The sequence below is a fragment of the Sinorhizobium prairiense genome (genome assembly GCF_029201645.2).
GTDB lineage: Bacteria > Pseudomonadota > Alphaproteobacteria > Rhizobiales > Rhizobiaceae > Sinorhizobium > Sinorhizobium meliloti_A.
Window position 1 is genome coordinate 2386875 of record NZ_CP104131.1, and the last position, 18885, is coordinate 2405759.

Here is an 18885-nt window from a genome sequence, read left to right on the forward strand (position 1 = left end):
CAAGGCATAGTCATCGACCGTTCCTCCCCTGCGCTCCAGAAGCTACAATAGCTTTCCAAGCATGTGAGCCAATTGGTCCTGGGAATACGGCTTTGGCAGCCTGGCCACGTCGATTTCCACGCCCGACGGTAAGTCCGCGTAGCCAGAGGCCAGCACGATGGGTAACCCCGGCATACGGTCACGCGCTGCTTTCGCCAGTTCCGCTCCCGTCATGCCCGGCATCGAGTAGTCCGTGATTAACAGGTCGAAGGTGGCCCCGCCATCGATCAAGGCGAGCGCTTCCTTTCCTGAATAGGCCTCCACGACCTCGTGGCCGAGGTCAGCCAGCATGTCAGCCGAACTCATGGCAATAAGGACGTCGTCGTCGACGAGGAGTATCCGCTTGGAGCCGGCTTCATTCCGAGGGCCTACTGCCGCGACCTCCTGCTTTTTTTCGTGACTCTCAGATGTCGACACCGGAATCCATAGTTCCGCAGTGGTCCCCTGACCAAGGGCGCTTGTCAGCTTCAACCGACCGTCCAACTGCAAGGCCAGTCCGTGAACCATGGAAAGACCGAGGCCTGTGCCCTTGCCGAGTTCCTTGGTGGAAAAGAACGGCTCGATCGCCTTCTCTAGAGTTGCTGCGTCCATGCCTTGGCCCTGGTCGATAACCGACAGGAGGACATAGCGTCCGGGTGCAAGGGATTCCGATACCGCCGGCTGCTCCGCTTCCTTCAGCTCGATCCGGATCGTTCCGCCATCCGGCATCGCGTCGCGGGCATTGACGGCCAGGTTGAGGAGGGCGAGCTCCACCTGGTTGGCATCGGCCGACACGGGCGGGAGGTGCTCCGGAACGGCCACCTCTATGGCGATCCGCGATCCGACCGAGCGCTGCAAAAGATCCTCCATCTCTGTCACGAGTCCGGCGAGGTTTACCGGGCCCACCTGAAGGTCCTGCCTGCGGGCGAAGGCAAGCAGCCGCTGGGTGAGCGACGCGCCGCGCTGTGCGCCCTGCAAGGCTCCGTCGATCAGCCGCGTAGCCTTCGCATCGCCGGCAACATGCTTTCGGATGAGTTCAAGGTTGCCGAGCACCGCCATCAGGAGATTGTTGAAGTCGTGCGCCACTCCGCCGGTGAGCTGGCCGATCGCTTCCATCTTCTGCGCGTGGCGAAGCTGCTCCTCTGCCCGTTCCCGCTGACTGACCTCCGCCAGCACGAGTCTGTGCGCCTCTTGCAGCTCGCGCGTCCGCTCCGCCACGCGTTCCTCGAGCATCTCGTTGAGATGCCGCTGCTGTTCTTCGGCCTGCAGGCGCTCGGTTATGTCGGCTGAGACCCCGACCAGCCTGATCGGCCGCCCGGTGCGGTCCCGGTGAAGTTGCGCGCGGATTTCAGCGCCGTGCACAGAGCCGTCAGGCCAGACAGTCCGGTAGGCGATGGCGTAGTCGGCCCCCGTTTCAATCGTGTTGCGCACCGCCTCCGTCATGCGTGCCAGGTCATCCGGGTGGATCGCTTGCAGCAAGTCCTCGTAGGTGAAGCCGTCCTCCGGCGCGCGGCCGAAGATTTCCCTGCAGGTGGGCGAGGTGGTCAAGCCGTTTGTGGCGAGATCGAGTTCCCAGGCCCCGAGGCGGCCGGCCTCCAACGCCGTTTGAAGGCGGCGTTCCCCTTCGTCCAGTGCCTCCATACGGGCACTCGCCTCGTATTGCCGGCGTCGCGCGCGCATCGCGGAACGCGCGACGCTGATGAATGTCGTCGGGTGGAAGGGCCGCTCGACGAAACTGACATTGCCGAGGACTTCCGATAGTCGGGCGGCGGCTGGGTTTCGCTCAGGACCACCGCCGCGCGCGGTGAGTATGATGAAGGGAAGGTCGGACCAACTCGGCTGCGTCTCGATCCACGAGACAAGCGGACGCAGGTCGACCGACCGCAACGTCTCTTCCGTCATCACGGCGAAGGCGGCGTTCTCGTTCAAGTCCGCCACCAGCGCGTCCAGGGTCGAGGCAATTTTCGCAGCCAAGCCCGCTTCCTGCAGCAACGCCGCCGCAATCTGCCCGTCGCGGCCCAGCGGGGCGTGGATCAGGCCAAACACATCTCGCTCAGGAATGGGTGCCATCCTCGTCAAGTGTTTGCAAAAGGGGCTGTCGGTCTCCCACGAAAACAGGAACACCACGCAGGACTCCCTGGAACCCGGAAAGGGGTTCGCCGAGCGTCAACCCCTTTGTTCCGATCTTGTATTCGCGGATCGTATCCTCGTGTTGTCCGGTGCGCTTCTTGATCACCGAGATTGCCCGGCGAACCCGACCCTCCGCCTCGAAGTAGCGCAGCAGGATGACTGTATCCGCAAGGTACGTCACGTCCACCGGCGACTTCATGTCGCCGACGAGGCCGTGCTGCGCGACGGTGATGAAGGTGTTGGCACCCTGCCTGTTCAAATATTGCAGCAGCTCATGCATGTGCAGGATAAGTGCATTCTCCTCAGGCATCGCAGCCTGATAGCCGTTGATGCTGTCAATGACGACTGTCTTGGCGTCGAAGCCGGCTACCCTGTCCCTTACGCGCTGTGCGAACTCGCCGGGTGACAGTTCGGCGGCGTCGAGCTGTTCGATGTGGATCAGGCCCTCCTCGCGCAGGGCCTCCAGGTCGAGCCCCGTCTCCTTCGTGCGGGCAAACAGCAGCCCCAGTTCCTCGTCGAAGACGAAGATCGCCGCCCGCTCGCCGCGCCGGATCGCAGCCTCTACGAACTGAAGTGCAAACAGGCTCTTGCCGGTGCCGGCAGGGCCGATCAGCAAGGTGCTGGAGCCGCGTGCGATACCGCCGCCGAGGAGATCGTCGAATTCACTGATGCCGCTCGCCAGTACGGTCCGCTGAAAGCCCGACCTGTGCTCCGAGGCGCGCAGCCGCGGGAAGACCGCCACGCCGCCGGTCTTGATGATGAAGTCATGATAGCCACCGCGGAACGCCTGCCCCCGATATTTGAGAACCCGCAACCGGCGACGCTCAGACCCGTAGTCCGGAGCAAGCTGCTCAAGGTGGATGACACCATGCACCACGCTATGGACAGTCTTGTCCATGGCGTCGGAGGTCATGTCGTCGAGAAGCAGAACCGTTGCGTCCGAGCGCGAGAAAAAGTGCTTCAGCGCAAGGATCTGGCGGCGGTAGCGCAGCGAACTCTGGGCCAGCAGCCGGATCTCCGAGAGGCTGTCGATCACCACCCGATGGGGCTTCACCCGCTCGAAGGCTTCGAAGATGAGCTTTGTGGTCTCCCCGAGCTCCAGGTCGGAGGAGTACAGGAGGCTTTGCTGCTGGTCGGCATCAAGAAGGCTTTCCGGCGGAACGAGCTCAAAAATCTCGACCTGATCGCCGATGTCCTTCCCATGCGAGAGGGCACTGTCGCGCGCAGTTCCTCCTCGGTTTCCGAAAGCGTAATGTAGAGACAGCGCTCGCCAATGCTGGCGCCTTCGAGGAGGAACTGCAATGCGACCGTCGTCTTCCCCGACCCGGGAGCCCCTTCGAGCAGGAAGACGCGGCCGCGTGAGAGCCCGCCGGACAGAATGTCGTCGAGTCCCTCAACCCCGGTCTTCGCTTTTGCACCTGAACTGTCTGTCATACATCCTCCATGGCGGCCTATGAAGTAGAGTAAACGCGCTGGTTTCCTAGAGGGGAAGACGTTGAAGCCAGGAGATTCGTTCCGCCATCGCAGCCAAACTCAGCCGGGGCGGCGAGCGGTTGTGAGCGTCCGTTGAGCCTGAGGCAGAGCGGTCGGTTCGAGAGTGGCAGCAGGTGAAGTGACGCCGCAGCAGGTCCTTGGCGGGTCTACGCTCTCTCCCAAACGAACGCCGGCATCGAAGCGCTTCTCCACGATGTTGCGCATCCCGTTGTCGCTGTAGAGCTCCACCTTGATGTCAGGGTAATCCGGCGCCGACGCGGCTCGCCTCGATCTTTCTCCGCAAGCACCGGGCCTTCTCGCCGCTCGCTGGGGCTGTCGCGCATGAACGCGGGCGACAATGAACAAGTTGAGGCAGGCTTACTTCCGTACGACGCCTTCTATCGTGGTGCCGTGACGCGACTGATGAGATACACAATGGCTGTCGCCGAAGAAGGGAGCGTGAATTGACCGAAACTGCAAAGAACACGACCACATCCGCTCAAGGTCAGTCTTTGAGCCACGGTATTTCCTTTGGCGAGGCGCTCCGGGTCTGGGCACGCGTGGCGGCTTTGAGCTTCGGTGGCCCAGCCGGGCAGATTGCGATGATGCATCGCATCATTGTCGAGGAGAAGCGCTGGATCGGCGAGACCCGATTTCTGCATGCGCTGAACTATTGCACTCTACTGCCAGGGCCGGAGGCGCAGCAGCTTGCGATTTATATCGGCTGGCTCATGCACAAGACCAAGGGTGGTCTGGTTGCAGGGGCCCTATTCGTGCTCCCCGGCGCCGTTGCCATCATGGTGCTGAGCTGGATCTACGCCCTCTTCGGAAATGTCGGCGCCGTTCAGGCGCTGTTCTTCGGATTGAAAGCCGCGGTTCTGGCGATCGTGCTCGAAGCGGTTCTTCGTATCGGCCGTCGGGCGCTCAGGAACAGCGCCATGGTAGCGCTTGCTGCCGGGGCATTCATCGCGCTTTTCCTGTTCCGCGCCCCCTTCCCACTGGTCGTCCTCGCTGCGGGGCTCATCGGCTTTGTCGGCGGTCGAGCCGGCTGGGCTGCCTTTCAGGCGGGCAACGGACACGGAAAAGTCGGCAGCAGGCAAGTCGCTGATATCGAGACCGCGCTTGGCGAAGAGATTCCGCCCCATGCACGCCCCCCAATCAGTTGGTCGATCAAGGTTGCCGGTGTCGCTCTCTTTTTGTGGTTCGCTCCGGTGCTTGCACTTGCCGCGTTTTTTGGCCCAGGCAATGTCTTTACCGACATCTCGATCTTCTTTTCGAAGATGGCGATGGTCACCTTTGGCGGCGCCTATGCGGTTCTCTCCTATGTCGCTCAACAAGCCGTCGAGCACTATCATTGGCTGAAGCCCGGCGAGATGTTGGACGGCCTCGGCATGGCTGAGACAACGCCAGGCCCGTTGATCATGGTCACCCAGTTCGTGGGCTTCATGGGCGCCTACCGCGACCCCGGTCTGTTTCATCCGTTGCTCGCTGGCACGCTGGGCGCGCTGCTCACGACCTGGGTGACTTTCGTGCCCTGCTTTCTCTGGATTTTCCTCGGCGCGCCGTTCATGGAAACGATGCGCAGCAACAGGGCGCTGTCCGCCGCGCTGGCGGCAATCACCGCGGCGGTCGTCGGGGTCATCCTGAATCTGGCGGTCTGGTTCGCGCTGCACGTGCTCTTTCGCGAACTCTATGAAGCGCGCGGATTCGGCATGACGGTCGATGTGCCGGTTCTGAGTTCCGTGAACCTGGCCTCTCTCCTTCTGACCGTCGGCGCGATGGTCGCGGTGTTCCGGTTCAAAATCGGCATGCTGACAGTCTTAGCCGGCTGCTCCCTCATCGGCCTTGTCTATGGATTGTTCATGGAGTGGATCCAGCTCCTGTAACGCGAACTACGACGTGCTGCTCGTGCTGCAGTTCCGAAATTGCAAACCACCTGAGGAATACTGAGCCGACCGCTTCCTCGAAGACGTCGCTATAATCGCCGTACCCAGGCGCCCGGCATCAGGAACCCCGCCGCGGCTGGCCCGTTTTCATTCTGCCGAAAGGAGAAGACGATGAGTACCAAGGATACCAATGCGACCCCAGAACAGTCTGAACCAGCCGATATTCGTCAGCCGGCAAACCGAAAGAAGCACCGGGACGAGGAGTCGATCGCACCACCAACGGTCCAGCCTCCCGGGGCAAAGGACACGAGTGAGAAACCCGAAGTGAACCCGGTCACCGGCGGGGCGCTCTAGCGCTCGCCGCGCCTATTTGACCACCTGCACGACGGTGCGGCTCTTCACATCCGCGATGACGCGCTTCTCGTTGACCACCGCAAAGCCATAGCGCCTGTCGGCCGGAACCGTATTGAGAAAGACTGTTTCAGGCACCGGCTTGCCAACGGATATCTGCTCCTGCAGCACAAGCGGCCGTTGCGGAAGCGGCTGCAGTTCGACGTATTGCGTCACGCCTGGCGGCGGTGGGTCGATCGCTGCACCCTCGACGGGTCCTGCGGCAGCGACCACCGTCGTACCGGCAGCGCCGATTTCGTTTGTGCTTTGCGCTTGGACAGGAGCCGCGGTCAAGAAAACCGCAACACCCAATGCAACGGAGCTCTTGACGAGGACAATTGTCATGAGAGCTACTCCAGCTACGAATCCCTTCTCGTGAAGAATCGCCTGCCGCGAGCTTTGTTCCGGCGTGTTGGCGGTATCGGACCTTGGTCCTACACGGGAAGGTTAAAGGTCCTAGAACCATTGCACGCTGCTCCTCGTGACGCATATCGCTCTGAGACGACCACGCGGCATCCTCGTCAGCCGTCCACGTCGTCTGGAGGTCCCAGAGTCAACGCGATTGTCCCTTCTAAACGCTCTGGGACCTTCATTGCCGTCCATCTCCGTGACCCTCTATGCGGAAACCCGGCTTGGCCTGCGCACGGCCCTCACCTTCCCGCTGCTTCCTCCGCCACAGAAAAAGCGATCGCCGCCATCGGATTCAAGGCCGGAAACGCCTGCACCCGGGGGCATTTCGAGCGTTTCGAGGACTTCTCCCGTTTCCGGGTCAAGGCGTCTCAAGTCGCTCTCGTCGCCTTCCCATGTGGCATGCCAGAGCTCGCCATCGACCCAGGTGACGCCGGTGACGACCCGGTTGGATTCGATGGTGCGGAGAATCTTCCCGGTGTCGGGATCCACCTGGTGGATCTTTCGCCCTCGATAATGGCCCACCCAAAGCGTTCCTTCCGCCCAGGCCAGGCCTGAATCGCCGCCCTCGGCAGGCGCCGGAATGGTGGCAAGCACGCGGCCGGTCTCCGGATCGATCTTCTGGATACGATCTTCCGCAATCTGGAACAGATGCCGACCGTCGTAGGCCGTTCCCGCATGTGCGGCGACATCGATCGAGCGCACCGTCTTGCCGCTCTCCGGATCCAGGGCGTTCAGCCTGTCGCCGGACGCGAACCAGACGTGCCTGCCGTCGAAGGTGACGCCGGCCACCTGCTCGGTATTCGGGAAAGGTCCGTACTCCTGGAGAATTTCGGCTTTCGATCGTTTCATTTTTCCATCCTCGTCGCTGTAGGTGCCTCGCATCCTAGTCGCTCGGTAGCGGGCCCGGGAGTAACAAGACTGTCGGGAAGCCCGGGACGGGCGGGGTCATCCAGCGAAGCGCCCGTCCGCGGCCGAAGGACTGTACCTTGCCGGCCGACGCAAGCTGCTCGAGTGCGCGCTGCACGGTGCGCGGGCTCGCCCCGAGCGCAATCGCCAGTGCCGAGCTCGACCACGACTCTCCGTCGGCCAGCAGGGCAAGGACCCCCGCATGCTGCTCTTCTACCGGTGGCGTCAACACGACGACCTCGCCCGCGCGGCGCGGCGAAAGCACAAAGCCCTGTTTCGTCGCCCACACCTGCGCCAGCGCACGAAGTTCCGTGCGGAGCCGTCCGATCTCCACGCGCAACCGGGCGCGGTGCGATTCGTCCGCATGTCTCGCCCGGAAGGCGCGTGCGAGGAGCGTGGCTCTCGGCACGTCTGCCGGCCAGGCTTCGCCGAGCGCGCGGGCAAGCGCGAAGAGCACCGGGCGCGTGGCGAGCGAGACGACCAGCCTTTCGTCCCGCACCACATTGCGGCAGGCATCCACCACGAGCGCTCCCGACGCGAGCAGCGTTTCCACTTCCTCGATGAGGAGAGAGCGCTCGCCACCGCTGCCGATCAGGCGCGCGACGGGCGCATCGAGCACGAGCGATGCGCTTTCGACCTCGGCCGTCAGTGCCGGGATATTGGCTTCGCGCGCGGCGCGTTCGGCTCGGGCGAGCGCTATCCGCGCCGCTTTCGCCTGCAGACGCCGTATGGCGATGCCGGCGACGACGAGTTCGCGGGCCGCCCGCGTCGCCGGGGGGAGCGTCATGCCGGAGTCCAGCTCTGCAAGCGCGCGTTCTGCCTCGTCCAGGCGGCCGATGAGAAGCAGGCGCCGGGCCTCGAGATTGCGCGCATGCGCTGCATTGACGTGATCGCTATGCGCCTCGAGCGTCGACCTCGCCGCTTCGAGCGTTTTCGTGGGCCAGCCGAGATCCCGCGAGACGAGAGCGATCTCGGCCTCGGCGACGATGCAGCGCGCCCGCGCCACCGCCTGTCTCTGGCCGAAGGCATGCGCAGCGCTTCTGAGAAGAGTCTTCGCCCGGCCGAAATCTCCGAGCTGCGCCATCGCAATGCCCCGAAGCGCGAGTGCATGCGCGTCGTCGCGCAAAGCCACGCGGTTCAGTACGCCGAGGAGATCGCCGGCCGCGAGCGCCCGTGCCGCAGCGGTGATCAGCGAGTCCATCGAAATCCCGTCACACTTGTCACTCTCACCATTCGATCTCCGGCTCTAGTCTGGGTTCCTGTCGGTCGAACAGCCCGCCCCCGGGCAATGTACGACGACAAATGGCCAAAGGAGAAGAATGATGACGGCACATGCAATCGGAACACGGGAAGAATGGCTGGCAGCGCGGCTCGACCTGCTCGAGGCCGAAAAGAACCTGACGCGGCGAAGCGACGAGCTGGCGCGGTGGCGCCGGGAATTGCCCTGGGTACGGATCGACAAGGCGTACCGGTTCGAAACCGACGAGGGCGAGGCCTCGCTGCGCGACCTCTTCAAGGGGCGCTCGCAACTCCTCGTCTATCATTTCATGTTCGGCCCCGACTATACGGCCGGCTGCCCGTCCTGCTCTGCGATCGCCGATGGGTTCAACGGGATCGTCGCTCATCTCGAAAACCACGACGTCGCCTTCTCCGCGGTTTCGCGCGCGCCGCTTGCGAAGCTCAAGGCCTATAAGCAGCGGCTGGGATGGAGCTTCCCCTGGGCTTCTTCGGACGATGGCGACTTCAACCGCGATTTCTGCGTCTGGTTCACCGAACAACAACAGCGCGAGGGCGGCATCGAGTATAATTTTCGCCGCGAGCCGCCAATCCCCGAACAACCGGCATCTGAGCCGCTCGCGGGCAGGACAGTCCGGGATTGGGACCCGAGCGGCAGCGAGGGGCCGGTCGCACAGATCGCAGCCATGACGGGAACCGACGTCGCCACCTATACACGCGACAGGCCCGGCGTCAGCGCCTTCGCGCTCGAGGACGGAATCGTCTATCACACCTATTCCAGCTATGCGCGTGGACTGGATGGGCTATGGGGCATGTATCAGTGGCTCGACCGGGCTCCCCTCGGACGCAACGAGAACGGCATCTGGTGGCGCCGCCACGACGAATATGCCCAAAGGTGACCGTCCGATGCGGCTTGAAACGGGTACCGTCGTGCGAGGCCTCGGCGACTGGCTGGGCTTCGCCGCCGCACCGACTTTCGCGGTTATGGCGCTTCTGGCCGCCGGCGGCGATGCGGATATCTGCTCATCGATACAGGGCGCTTCGATACAGGGCGCTTCGCTGCTGAACGGGATGAGTAGCATGTATTTGCTGATGTCGGTCTTTCACCTGGCGCCATGGCTGAAGCTGATTTCCGCAAGACGGGAAGCGCCAGCTGATCCGGCGCTTCCGCGGATCACTCCGCCGACTTGAACTGCAACGTGAACACGTTGCCTGCGATCTCGTCGGAGAGTGATTTCGAAAATTCCAGCGGCACGCAATTCTGCAGCGCCTCGGTGGCGGCGGTCACGAATGCCTGCCGCTGCTTTTCGTCGCCGTTCACCTTGATCGCAGTCGGCCGGGGCGGGCCCATCAACGTACCGTCGCCGCGGAACCCGAACCTAAGGGTGACGAAGGAATCCGTGAAGCCTTGCGGCGGAGTCCAGCATCTGCCAAGCGCGGCTCCAAGGTCGGCCACCGTATAAAGCGGTTCGGCATGGAGCCTTTCAGCCCCCGACACGGCAAGGATCAGACCAGTGCAAGCCAATCTCGCCATCTGCATCGTCTTCAGCCCCTATCCCAGAGGATGGTGTAGAGCGGGACGAGGAAAAGTGTGTGCGCTTTTCAGCCCGAATCCCGCTTCACAACCTGTTCGAATCGAGCATGCTCGTGACTTTAGGCCGACGCGGCCCAAGGTCGTTATGATCTAGCAGATTTGGAAGCGCCTGCAACAGGCCCGTATTCCCCCTACCGGCTGCGTTTCAGCGGTGCTTCGTTTTCAGTGCCGCATGGCTCGTGAGGCTGAGGAAGACGGCCAGGAACATGATGCCGAGGATCTTGAAGCCCTCCTCGACGAAAACCAGTCCGGCGAAGTGCTCCGAGACCGCGTCCACCAGGAAGGAACAGCCGAGCGAGGCGACGGCGGCGGCAAGAAGGACCCACTGAATATCCCGGCGGACAAACCAGGCGTGATAACAGAGCGTCGCCAGCAACAGCATATGGGGAACAAGGACAAGCGGCTCCGGGACGCCCGCCGTGGCAATCGCCTCGTGAAGCATCAGGAGATCGTCGATGCCCATCAAGCCGGAAAAGAGCCCGCCGGCGAGAAGCGTGCGTCGCAGATGCGGCGCGCCGAAGCCTGCGCCGGACCAATAGGCCTGGAGAGCCGCAATCCCTCCCGTAAACCAGAGAATGACGCCGAGATTGGAGACCAGCCCGAAATACTTCGGCTGCCCGGCAATCGCGTTGGGGTCGCGTACGAGGTCGTAGTAGTCGATGCCGAAAAGCCGATCGGCGATGACCATCGACGTCAACAGCACGATGCAGGAGCAGATGACGAGAAGGGCGCAGTGGAAATCACCCTGTATTCGCCTGTCGCGTGTCAGGGCTTTGGCCGTGGTGATGCCTTCGACATCCATCTCGATCCTCCGCAACAGATGCCCCAGCCATGCCACCGGGGACGGTCAGCTGCCTTTGTGACAGTTTTATGACAAGACGCGACCGGCGGTTGCGGATCTCCCGGCAAGGTTGTCGGAGACCGGCGGCACGGTCGCGGACACAACGGAACCTTGCAGCCTGCCGGACGTTAATCGTTGCGTCGCGTGCCCACCGGGGCGCGACGAGGCCGCAATTTACTTGCGGTGGCACGGAACCCCTCCCCTTTGGTCATGCTGATTTGGGGATCTATGCAAAGGCGATTTGCAGGCGGGGTGACGGAGAGAAAGGATGTATGTCATGAACCAGCACGAAGAATTGCGGGAGAAACCGCCGCTCGATCCTGCCACCGGCCAACCGACGCCGCGGGACCCGGAAGCGCCCGTGACCAGATCGCGCCGTAGCAGTTGGCCTTTGCTGGTCATCATTCTTGCTGGCCTGATACTCGCGCTGATCGCCTGGCTGCCGGCAGAGCTGACAAGGGACGCCGAGAACGAGCCGGTCGCGCCGAGCCAATCCGAGACGACTCCCGACGCCACCCCGCCGGCTGCCGCGCCTACGGATCAGGCCGCGCCTGCGGATCAGACCGCACCTACGGACCAGGCGACGCCGCCCGCCGGAGGAACGACGGCGCCGGCAGCACCTGAGACCCAGACCCCCGCAGCGCCCGAGACGCCCGCTGCACCGGCAGCACCTGCCACGCCGGCCCAGCCGCAGAGCACTCCTGCGCAGTAGATCGACGAACGCCTCTTGTCGAGCGGGATGAAGTCGAGCGGGATGACGCGCTTTGCCGCGCCATCCCGCACCTCTGCAATCAGATCCGCCCCGAGCGGTCGAGTGACGGAGCGCGTTCGTCTTTCATGAACGAAGTCTTTAACGACATCCTTGTCGATACCCAAACACCTTACTCAGTGATATTCGCGCGGCTCTTCGGCGCCATCCTGCTCGGCGCGATGATCGGCGTCGAGCGTGAAAAGCGGCAGCGGCCGGCCGGGCTCAGGACCCACATTCTCGTCAGCCTCGCCTCCGCGATCTTCGCGGTGGTCGCCATCGAAAGCGTGCACATGAAAAGCCTTTCCGGCCCCGAGGTGCGCATCGATCCCATTCGCGTCGTGGAAGCCGTAACCGCGGGAGTGGCCTTTCTCGCCGCCGGCATGATCGTCTTTTCGAAGGGTGAGGTGAAGGGCCTGACGACCGGCGCTGGCATGTGGCTCGCCGGCGCCGTCGGTCTCGGGGTTGGGTTCGGCTTCTGGCTGATAGCGGCCTTCGCCGCCATTGCGAGCCTCGTCGTGCTCTTTGTCCTCGGCCGGCTGGAGGTGGCGTTGCGGTGGAAGGCGCCGGACGAGTTCGACGCGGACGCTACGTCGCAGAAGAATGAAGATCCAGGAGAAGACCGGCCACGAGACCGGGTCGATGTGCGCGAACGATGATCGGAGCCGCCAATGGCCGCCCGATCAGCGCAGTTCGGAAATTGGGGTTGTCTGATACCCGCCCAAGGGGAGCGGACGGTTGTCGAAGACCGACCTACCCTCCTTCAGGCCATGAATGACAGCAACGGCCTTACGGGCTTCGTCCGGCGTCGCGAACAACTGGCCTTCCAGGGACCAGACGCTGAATTTCACGGCCATGAACCGCAATCGGCCGTTCTCCGGGATCAGCGCACCGACAGCCTCGCCGGCAAACTCCACCGTGTGCTTGCTCATCGTGTTTGAAACTCCTCCCGCGGCCGGGCAAAGCCCAAGCCGGCCGACTCTCGCGGTCAGCCGGAGGAGAAACACGCGAAGACCAGGTTGGTTCCGGCGCCAGAACAAAAAAAGCTATGACGATCGCCTCTCCTCATAAAGGCGCGCCTCAAATCACCTTGTTGTAAGACAACTGACATGCACATGAGCTTTCGTCTCCGCCCGAATAAATCACTTGCCGTTGCAGCCGAGTGCGGCCCGGCCGGCTTAACGCAGCGCCCGTTTGCGCATTCCTGAGATCGGTCGCTCATATTTTTTGTTGACAGATGTCTGACAATTGCGCAATTTTTCATTCGACAGGACCGCGCCTAGGGCGAGCGGCCGGCAAGCCTCCTGGCGCCGGCCGAGAACAAGAAACGGCCTGCGGGAACGAAAACTTGGGACCGGATATGCACTCACCCAAAATAGGCGTGCAGGCTTCTGCACTTTCTGAACGCATCGACGACGCGATTGCCCGCCTCGCCCCCGGCGCGGAGCACCTTCTTGAGCAGCTTGTGTCGGTCAACAGCATCAATCCGGGCTTTCCCGGCATTGCCCGTGAAACCGTGATCGGCGGAGAGACGGCCTGTACGCGCCTCATCGGCGCCTATCTCTTCAACCTCGGCTTCGAACTCCATGACATCGCAGTCGATCCGCAGCGGGTCAATCTGGCGGCAGTATTGAAGGGCACCGGCGGCGGGCGCTCCCTGCTCTTCAACGGCCATGTCGACACGGTCGCTCCGTTCAAGCCCGAAGCCTGGATTTCCGGAGATCCGTGGAAGCCGGTACGGCGCGGAGAGGAGCTCTTCGCTCTCGGGTCCACCGACATGAAGGGCGGCCTTGCCGCTGCCTGTCTCGCCATCGCGGCGCTCAAGGAGGCCGGCGTCCTGCTGAAGGGCGACCTGCAGGTCCATGCCGTCGTCGGCGAAGAGACGATGGACCACGAAAACGGCACGACAGCCGTGATCAAGGCCGGCTTCCGGGCCGATGCGGCCATCATTGCCGAACCCTCCTCCCAACCCGAGCCGCTGACGATCGCTCCCGTCTCGGCCGGCAACTTCAACCTTGAAATTTCGGTCAAGGGTCATGGCACCCATGCCGGCAACCGCGGGGCCGCTATCCGCGCCGGCGGCGAAGGCTCGAGCGCCGGCGTCAACGCCGTCGAGAAACTGATCAAGGTCGTGCAAGCGCTACAGGATCTAGAACAGGAGTGGGGTATCAGCAAACGCCATCCGGCCTTTCCGCCGGGGCTGTTTTCGCTCGTGCCGGGCGTGTTCCACGGCGATGTCGGCGTTCCGAGCGTCGGCTACATGGCCGACCACGCCTATGTCGGCTACCTCGTCTGGTACGCGCCGCAAGAAGACCCCGAGGCGGTGAAGGCTGAAATCGAGCGCCATGTGCACCACGCGGCCCAACTCGACCCCTGGCTTCGCGACAACCCGCCGAGATTCACCTGGCGCAGCCACTGGCCTGCTGCAGACGTTCCCACGGATCACCCACTTGTAGACGTGCTCGTCGAGGCCCGTTCCGCAGTGCTGGGTGCCCTCCCCCAGGGCGGACCAAAACCGCTTCCTTCAATGCCGTAAGCGATGCGTCCTTCCTTCAGGCTCAAGGCATTCCAGCGATCGTGCTCGGCCCCGGGAACATCCGCTACGCTCATGCTGTCGATGAACGCATCAACATGCGCGAATGGCGAGAATGCGCCCGCATCTATGCCCGCGCCATCGTCGAGTGGTGTGGCCTCGCCAACTGACTGCTGCTGCTTTCGAACCGACACCCGCCATGGAGGCGGGCGGAAAGCACCGTCGGGTGGCGCCGCCCGTGCAACGCGCACCTGAACGTTGTTGGAGCCCGACGAACCATGATCGCTTTTCTAGTCTGGAGACTGCCATGACAACCCCGATCCTCGCTGCTCGCAATATCGAAAAAAGCTTCGGGCAGATGCGCGCCATGCAAGGCGCAAGTTTCGATGTCCATGAGGGCGAAATCGTCGCCCTCATCGGCGACAACGGTGCCGGCAAATCGACCTTGACCAAGATTCTTTCCGGCGTGCTCCAGCCGGACAGCGGCGAGATCCTTGTCGATGGAAAGCCGGTCCATTTCGACAGCCCGCTCGACGCCCGCACACACGGCATCGAAACCGTTTACCAGGACCTATCGCTGGCGGTCGATCTCAATGCGGTGCAGAACCTCTATCTCGGCCGCGAGATCGCCGCCCCCGGACTGATGGGCCGCCTCGGCTTTCTCGACAAGACGCTGATGCGGCGCAGGGCCCAGGAGTCCTTTACCCGTCTGGGCGTGCGCGTTCCCGACCTGCGCGCGGCCGTCGCCAATTTCTCCGGTGGACAGCGCCAGGGCATCGCGGTTGCACGCGCGCTGATGTGGGCGAAACGGGTGGTGTTCATGGACGAACCGACCGCAGCGCTCGGCGTTGCGCAGACGCGCAACGTGCTCGACCTCATCCGCCGCGTTCGAGACACCGGCATCTCCGTCGTGCTCATCAGCCACAGCATGCCGGATGTCCTTGCGGTGTCGGACCGCGTCACCGTGCTTCGCCACGGCCGTCGCGTTGCGACCTATGCCACCGGTGCGGTTACCTCCGACGAGCTCGTCGCAGCGATGACCGGCGCCCTCGAACGCGAAGGAGCCGCGGCATGACCGTCGAAACCGCATCCGACCACACGACGACCAAGGACCAGCCTTCCATGCTGCATGACGCTTCGCCGCCAAAGCCCCTGATCCGCCGGCTGTTGGACGGTCCGGAACTGATGATCTTCGGTTCGCTTATCATCATCATAGCGATCTTCACGGTCATGGCGCCCGCCGCGTTTCTGAGCGGTATCAACCTGCGGAACATGGCGATCGAGGCTTCGATGATGATGATCCTCGCCGTGGGCATGACCTATGTCATCATCGCCTCCGGTATCGATCTGTCGGTTGGCGCCGTGCTTGTCTTCTCAAGCGTCGCGTCGCTGATCGCCATGCGTGCAACTGGCTCGGATGCGTCCTGGGTGCCGGTGCTCGGGCTTGTCGTGTCGCTTGCCTCCGGAGCGATCTGGGGGCTCGTCAACGGCCTCCTCATCGCCAGAGCCCGGCTTACGCCGCTGATCGTCACACTTGCCAGCATGGGCATCGCGCTCGGGTTGGCCCGGCTGATGACCGGCGGCGTCGACCTGACCGGGGTGCCTCGATCAATCGTTACCTCGATCGGCATCGGCCGTCTCGGGGCATTCCGGTCATCGTGCTGATCGCCTGCGTCTTTACGGCCATCGCCGGCATCGCTCTGCATATGACCCGCTTCGGCCTCTATACCTATGCAGTCGGATCCAACGAGCAAGGCGCGCGCCGCGCCGGCATCAAGGTCGATCGGCATATCGTATCGATCTATGTGATTTCCGGCGTTTGTGCCGGCTTGGCCGGCTATCTCACCCTTGCCCGCTTCTCGTCCACGACGATTTCGGGCCACGCCATGGACAATCTGAAGGCGATCACGGCTGTCGTCCTCGGTGGCGCAAGCCTCTTCGGCGGCGTCGGCTCCATGTACGGTACGGCAGCCGGGGTGTTCATCCCTGTCGTCCTGGCTTCGGGCCTGATCATCGTCGGCCTGCCGAGCTTCTGGCAGGAAGTCGCTGTGGGCATCGTCCTTCTCGCGGCCGTGCTGCTCGACCAGTACCGACGCCGCTCCCGCTCCTCCTGACCTCCAACCACAACCACAAGAGGGAACACAATGACGAAGATGACCAAGAGACTTGCTTTCCTGCTTGCCGCCACCACGCTGTCGGCAACAGTCGCCGCGGCTTCGGACGACATCAGCGTATCGCTGGTTCTCGGCCAGCGTAACAGCGGCTTCCATGAGGCCATCGCCTGCGGCGCCCGCGCCGCCGCTGAGGAGCTAGGCGTGAAGGTCAACATCCAGGCCGCCCCGACTTACTCAGCTTCCGAACAAATCCCCGTATTGAACTCCGTCATGGCGACGAGTCCTTCCGCCATCGTGCTCGATCCGACGAGCTCGACCGCACTGATCGCGCCGCTTATGGAGGCGGCGGCCAACGGTGCCAAGATCGTTGCCGTCGACACCACCCTTGATGACCCGTCTGTACTGGCTGCCGTGGTGGGCACCGACAATGAAAATGTCGGCCGGGAAACCGCCAAGGCGCTGGCGAAAGCACTGGAAGGAAAGTCCGGCAAGGTGGCGCAGATCAACAGCATTCCCGGCATCTCCACCGTCGATGCCCGGATCAGGGGCTTCGAGGAAGAGATCAAAAATCATCCGAACCTTACCTACATCGGAAATCAGTTTGCCAGTGAAGACATACCGAAGGCGCAGCAGGCCTTCGTGTCGCTCATGAGCGCCCATCCCGACCTCATCGGCGTCGTATCGCAGTCCAACAACCCGGCGATCGGCGTCGCCGGCGGCATTCGTTCAACCGAGACCGCCGACAGCGTCGTCGCCGTCGCAGTGGATGCCGACGATGCCGAGATCGAGGCCCTGAACGAAGGTCTGCTCGACGCTCTCGTCATCCAGCAGCCCTTCGAGATGGGTTATATTGGCTTCAAGCAGGCCGTCGCTGCCGTCAAAGGCGAGCCCGTCGAGACGCCGATAGGCACCGGCACCGTAACCGCGACCAAGGCGAACATCGCCGAGCCGGACGTCGCCAAATACCTCTACAAGGGAAATTGCATCTGATCGAAAGTTCAGGCGACAGGCGGGGGCCGACAATCTCCCCCCGTCTTTTTATGCTTCTGGAGAGCCCGTGGTCAGTTGGAGGCACAAGGGCGCTCCAGATCACGATGGTTTTAGCTCGGCTAAAGCTAAAACCATCGAACACACTCCTCCTCATCCTCTATGCGAGGAAGCGCTCCGGCCGATACGGCGCGATGTCGATTACGGGCTTCTCACCCGTCATCGCCTGTGCCAGCGCGCGGCCGGTGACCGGCCCTAGCGTCATACCGTGATGCGCGTGGCCGAAGGCGAACCAGAGGCCTTCGTGTCGCGGAGCCTTGCCGATAACGGGCATCATGTCGGGCGTGCAGGGCCGCGCGCCCATCCACGGCTCCTCGTCGCGCCGCTCGGCGAGCGGGAAGAATTCGCGAGCGACCCGCTCCGCCCGCGTCAGCTGCACCGGCGTTTTCGGCGCATCGCGCAGTGCGAACTCGGCGCCGGTCGTCAGCCGGATACCGCGCAGCATCGGCGCCAGGAAATATCCCTTCTCGGCGTCGAGCACCCAGTTGTTGAGTTGAGCGCCCTCCCGGGCGCCGTAATGCATGTGGTAGCCGCGCTTCACGGCGAGCGGGAAATGATAGCCGAGCTTTCGCGTAACCGTGTCGGCCCACGGCCCGAGCGCGACGACGACCTCCCGCGCCTCCAATGGGCCGTCCGGTGTGGCGACACGCCATCCCGCCCCTTCCAGAATGTGCTCCAGTGTCGCGGCATCCCCGGAAACGAGCCGGCCGCCGAGCGACTGGAAGTAGGCGAGATATGCCTTGTTCAGGCTGTGCGGATCGCGGATCGACCACGGATCCGTCCAGCGCAGGCCGCCGGCGAGTTCGACCTGGATGGATGGTTCGATCGTCTTCAGCTCGCTGGTCGAAAGCTTCTGGTGATTGACTCCGAACCCGGCGGAAAGCCGTTCTGCGTCCTTATAGGCCGCGTCCCGCTCCTTCTCGGTGCGGAAAACCTTCATCCAGCCATCCTTGCGAATGAGGTCGCCGGCGCCGGACGCGTCGATCAGGTCCTGATGTTCCGCGATCGAATGTTCGATAAGCGGTGCATAAAGATGAGCAATCTTCTGGTGCTGGGTGAAGCCCGAGTGCCACCAGTAGCGCGCGAGGAACGGCACGAGACTGGGCAGCGCACGGAAGTGATAGCTGGCGTCGATCGTGTTGTTCAGGGCGTAACGGAAAAGCGCTCCGAAATTGTGCGGGAAGCCGTAGGGGAAGACGCCCTCGCGCTGTATCAGGCCTGCATTGCCGAAGGACGTTTCCTCCCCGGCGCCGCGCCGATCCAGAAGCACCACCGACTTTCCAAGCCGAGCCAGATGGATCGCGCTGGAAATGCCGACAATGCCGGCACCGAGAACCACTACGTCCGTCTTCATGTGCAGATGCTCCTATCCGTCATGCCGCCGTGCCGCGTCACTTCACGACGACAACTTCCAGGGATTTCATGGGAGATGGTGTCCTGATATGCGCGGCGGATATTCGCATGAATAGCCAAGCGAACCCGGCAGGGCAAGGGAACAGAGCGTCACACCACAACTGGAAAGGGGTGGAGACGAGAGCTCCACCCCTTATCGATCGGC

20 protein-coding genes and 3 pseudogenes are annotated in these 18885 nt (G+C 63.1%); 13 read left to right on the plus strand and 10 right to left on the minus strand.

What is annotated here, in order from left to right; all coding sequences use genetic code 11:
* Window positions 1–42: 42 nt before the first annotated feature.
* From N0Q91_RS14165 to N0Q91_RS14175, 3 genes and pseudogenes are all read right to left on the minus strand, one after another.
* Entirely contained in the window at window positions 43–2088 is a 2046-nt protein-coding gene (locus tag N0Q91_RS14165) for a hybrid sensor histidine kinase/response regulator (protein ID WP_100669457.1), read from the minus strand.
* A pseudogene (locus N0Q91_RS14170) lies at window positions 2072–3582 on the minus strand (ATPase domain-containing protein). The gene N0Q91_RS14165 and the pseudogene N0Q91_RS14170 overlap by 17 nt, the downstream one beginning before the upstream one ends.
* A 204-nt stretch (window positions 3583–3786) precedes the next feature.
* Window positions 3787–3888 (minus strand): annotated as a pseudogene (locus N0Q91_RS14175) (LysR family transcriptional regulator); the annotation flags it as partial.
* 4 nt (window positions 3889–3892) lie between these two features.
* Between N0Q91_RS14175 and N0Q91_RS14180 the strand changes: the two are divergent.
* The 3 genes and pseudogenes from N0Q91_RS14180 to N0Q91_RS14190 all read left to right on the plus strand — a co-directional run.
* A pseudogene (locus N0Q91_RS14180) lies at window positions 3893–4084 on the plus strand (chromate resistance protein ChrB domain-containing protein); the annotation flags it as partial.
* 1 nt (window position 4085) lies between these two features.
* Window positions 4086–5507, plus strand: coding sequence for a chromate efflux transporter (gene chrA / locus N0Q91_RS14185; protein ID WP_275596716.1), 1422 nt, complete (start codon window positions 4086–4088; stop codon window positions 5505–5507).
* 171 nt (window positions 5508–5678) lie between these two features.
* A complete protein-coding gene (locus N0Q91_RS14190) occupies window positions 5679–5861 on the plus strand; it encodes a hypothetical protein (RefSeq protein ID WP_275596717.1) in 183 nt (60 codons plus the stop codon).
* Window positions 5862–5873: 12 nt separating this feature from the next.
* Here N0Q91_RS14190 and N0Q91_RS14195 read toward each other — a convergent pair whose 3' ends face one another.
* The 3 genes from N0Q91_RS14195 to N0Q91_RS14205 form a co-directional block, all read right to left on the minus strand.
* Window positions 5874–6242: a DUF1236 domain-containing protein gene (locus N0Q91_RS14195; RefSeq protein WP_100669463.1), complete on the minus strand. Its 369-nt coding sequence runs from the start codon at window positions 6240–6242 to the stop codon at window positions 5874–5876.
* Window positions 6243–6512: 270 nt separating this feature from the next.
* Complete coding sequence (locus N0Q91_RS14200; protein WP_275596718.1) at window positions 6513–7157, minus strand: Vgb family protein; 645 nt, start codon at window positions 7155–7157, stop codon at window positions 6513–6515.
* 34 nt (window positions 7158–7191) lie between these two features.
* Entirely contained in the window at window positions 7192–8415 is a 1224-nt protein-coding gene (locus N0Q91_RS14205) for a helix-turn-helix domain-containing protein (protein ID WP_275596719.1), read from the minus strand.
* 121 nt (window positions 8416–8536) lie between these two features.
* Between N0Q91_RS14205 and N0Q91_RS14210 the strand changes: the two genes are divergently transcribed.
* The gene (locus N0Q91_RS14210; protein ID WP_275596720.1) at window positions 8537–9349 is read left to right on the plus strand and encodes a DUF899 domain-containing protein; all 813 of its coding nucleotides are present in this window, start codon (window positions 8537–8539) and stop codon (window positions 9347–9349) included.
* A gap of 7 nt (window positions 9350–9356) precedes the next feature.
* Complete coding sequence (locus N0Q91_RS14215; RefSeq protein ID WP_345774903.1) at window positions 9357–9641, plus strand: hypothetical protein; 285 nt, start codon at window positions 9357–9359, stop codon at window positions 9639–9641.
* Here N0Q91_RS14215 and N0Q91_RS14220 read toward each other — a convergent pair.
* Both N0Q91_RS14220 and N0Q91_RS14225 read right to left on the minus strand, forming a co-directional pair.
* Entirely contained in the window at window positions 9625–9990 is a 366-nt protein-coding gene (locus N0Q91_RS14220) for a UCP034077 family protein (RefSeq protein ID WP_018094296.1), read from the minus strand. The two genes, N0Q91_RS14215 and N0Q91_RS14220, sit on opposite strands and share 17 nt — an antisense overlap.
* Before the next feature lie 199 nt (window positions 9991–10189).
* The gene (locus N0Q91_RS14225; protein ID WP_275596722.1) at window positions 10190–10846 is read right to left on the minus strand and encodes a DUF8692 domain-containing protein; all 657 of its coding nucleotides are present in this window, start codon (window positions 10844–10846) and stop codon (window positions 10190–10192) included.
* A 307-nt stretch (window positions 10847–11153) separates the two neighbouring features.
* Here N0Q91_RS14225 and N0Q91_RS14230 point away from each other — a divergent pair, with 307 nt between their 5' ends.
* Together N0Q91_RS14230 and N0Q91_RS14235 are read left to right on the plus strand one after the other, a co-directional pair.
* The gene (locus N0Q91_RS14230; RefSeq protein ID WP_198516576.1) at window positions 11154–11597 is read left to right on the plus strand and encodes a hypothetical protein; all 444 of its coding nucleotides are present in this window, start codon (window positions 11154–11156) and stop codon (window positions 11595–11597) included.
* A gap of 125 nt (window positions 11598–11722) precedes the next feature.
* Window positions 11723–12292 carry an MgtC/SapB family protein gene (locus N0Q91_RS14235; protein WP_275596723.1) on the plus strand — a complete coding sequence of 190 codons (570 nt, stop codon included), beginning with the start codon at window positions 11723–11725 and terminating at the stop codon, window positions 12290–12292.
* 24 nt (window positions 12293–12316) lie between these two features.
* On the opposite strand, the gene N0Q91_RS14240 is transcribed toward N0Q91_RS14235, so the two are convergent.
* Window positions 12317–12565, minus strand: a complete 249-nt coding sequence (locus tag N0Q91_RS14240) for a hypothetical protein (protein WP_018094292.1) — start codon at window positions 12563–12565, stop codon at window positions 12317–12319.
* A 428-nt stretch (window positions 12566–12993) separates the two neighbouring features.
* Here N0Q91_RS14240 and N0Q91_RS14245 point away from each other — a divergent pair, with 428 nt between their 5' ends.
* The 6 genes from N0Q91_RS14245 to N0Q91_RS14270 all read left to right on the plus strand — a co-directional run bounded on the left by N0Q91_RS14245 (window position 12994) and on the right by N0Q91_RS14270 (window position 17270).
* Window positions 12994–14169 (plus strand): M20/M25/M40 family metallo-hydrolase, encoded by a 1176-nt coding sequence (locus N0Q91_RS14245; RefSeq protein WP_275596724.1) that lies wholly within the window; start codon window positions 12994–12996, stop codon window positions 14167–14169.
* Window positions 14170–14207: 38 nt separating this feature from the next.
* Window positions 14208–14336, plus strand: coding sequence for a hypothetical protein (locus tag N0Q91_RS14250; protein WP_345774971.1), 129 nt, complete (start codon window positions 14208–14210; stop codon window positions 14334–14336).
* Between the two features lie 137 nt (window positions 14337–14473).
* Entirely contained in the window at window positions 14474–15241 is a 768-nt protein-coding gene (locus tag N0Q91_RS14255) for an ATP-binding cassette domain-containing protein (protein ID WP_100669477.1), read from the plus strand.
* On the plus strand, window positions 15238–15831 hold the full coding sequence (locus N0Q91_RS14260; RefSeq protein WP_275596726.1) for an ABC transporter permease: 594 nt from the start codon (window positions 15238–15240) through the stop codon (window positions 15829–15831). The genes N0Q91_RS14255 and N0Q91_RS14260 overlap by 4 nt, the downstream gene beginning before the upstream one ends.
* On the plus strand, window positions 15825–16280 hold the full coding sequence (locus tag N0Q91_RS14265; protein ID WP_275596727.1) for an ABC transporter permease: 456 nt from the start codon (window positions 15825–15827) through the stop codon (window positions 16278–16280). The genes N0Q91_RS14260 and N0Q91_RS14265 overlap by 7 nt, the downstream gene beginning before the upstream one ends.
* 30 nt (window positions 16281–16310) lie before the next feature.
* Complete coding sequence (locus tag N0Q91_RS14270) at window positions 16311–17270, plus strand: substrate-binding domain-containing protein (protein ID WP_275596728.1); 960 nt, start codon at window positions 16311–16313, stop codon at window positions 17268–17270.
* A 157-nt stretch (window positions 17271–17427) separates the two neighbouring features.
* Here N0Q91_RS14270 and N0Q91_RS14275 read toward each other — a convergent pair whose 3' ends face one another.
* On the minus strand, window positions 17428–18681 hold the full coding sequence (locus N0Q91_RS14275) for an NAD(P)/FAD-dependent oxidoreductase (protein WP_100669483.1): 1254 nt from the start codon (window positions 18679–18681) through the stop codon (window positions 17428–17430).
* Window positions 18682–18885: the final 204 nt, after the last annotated feature.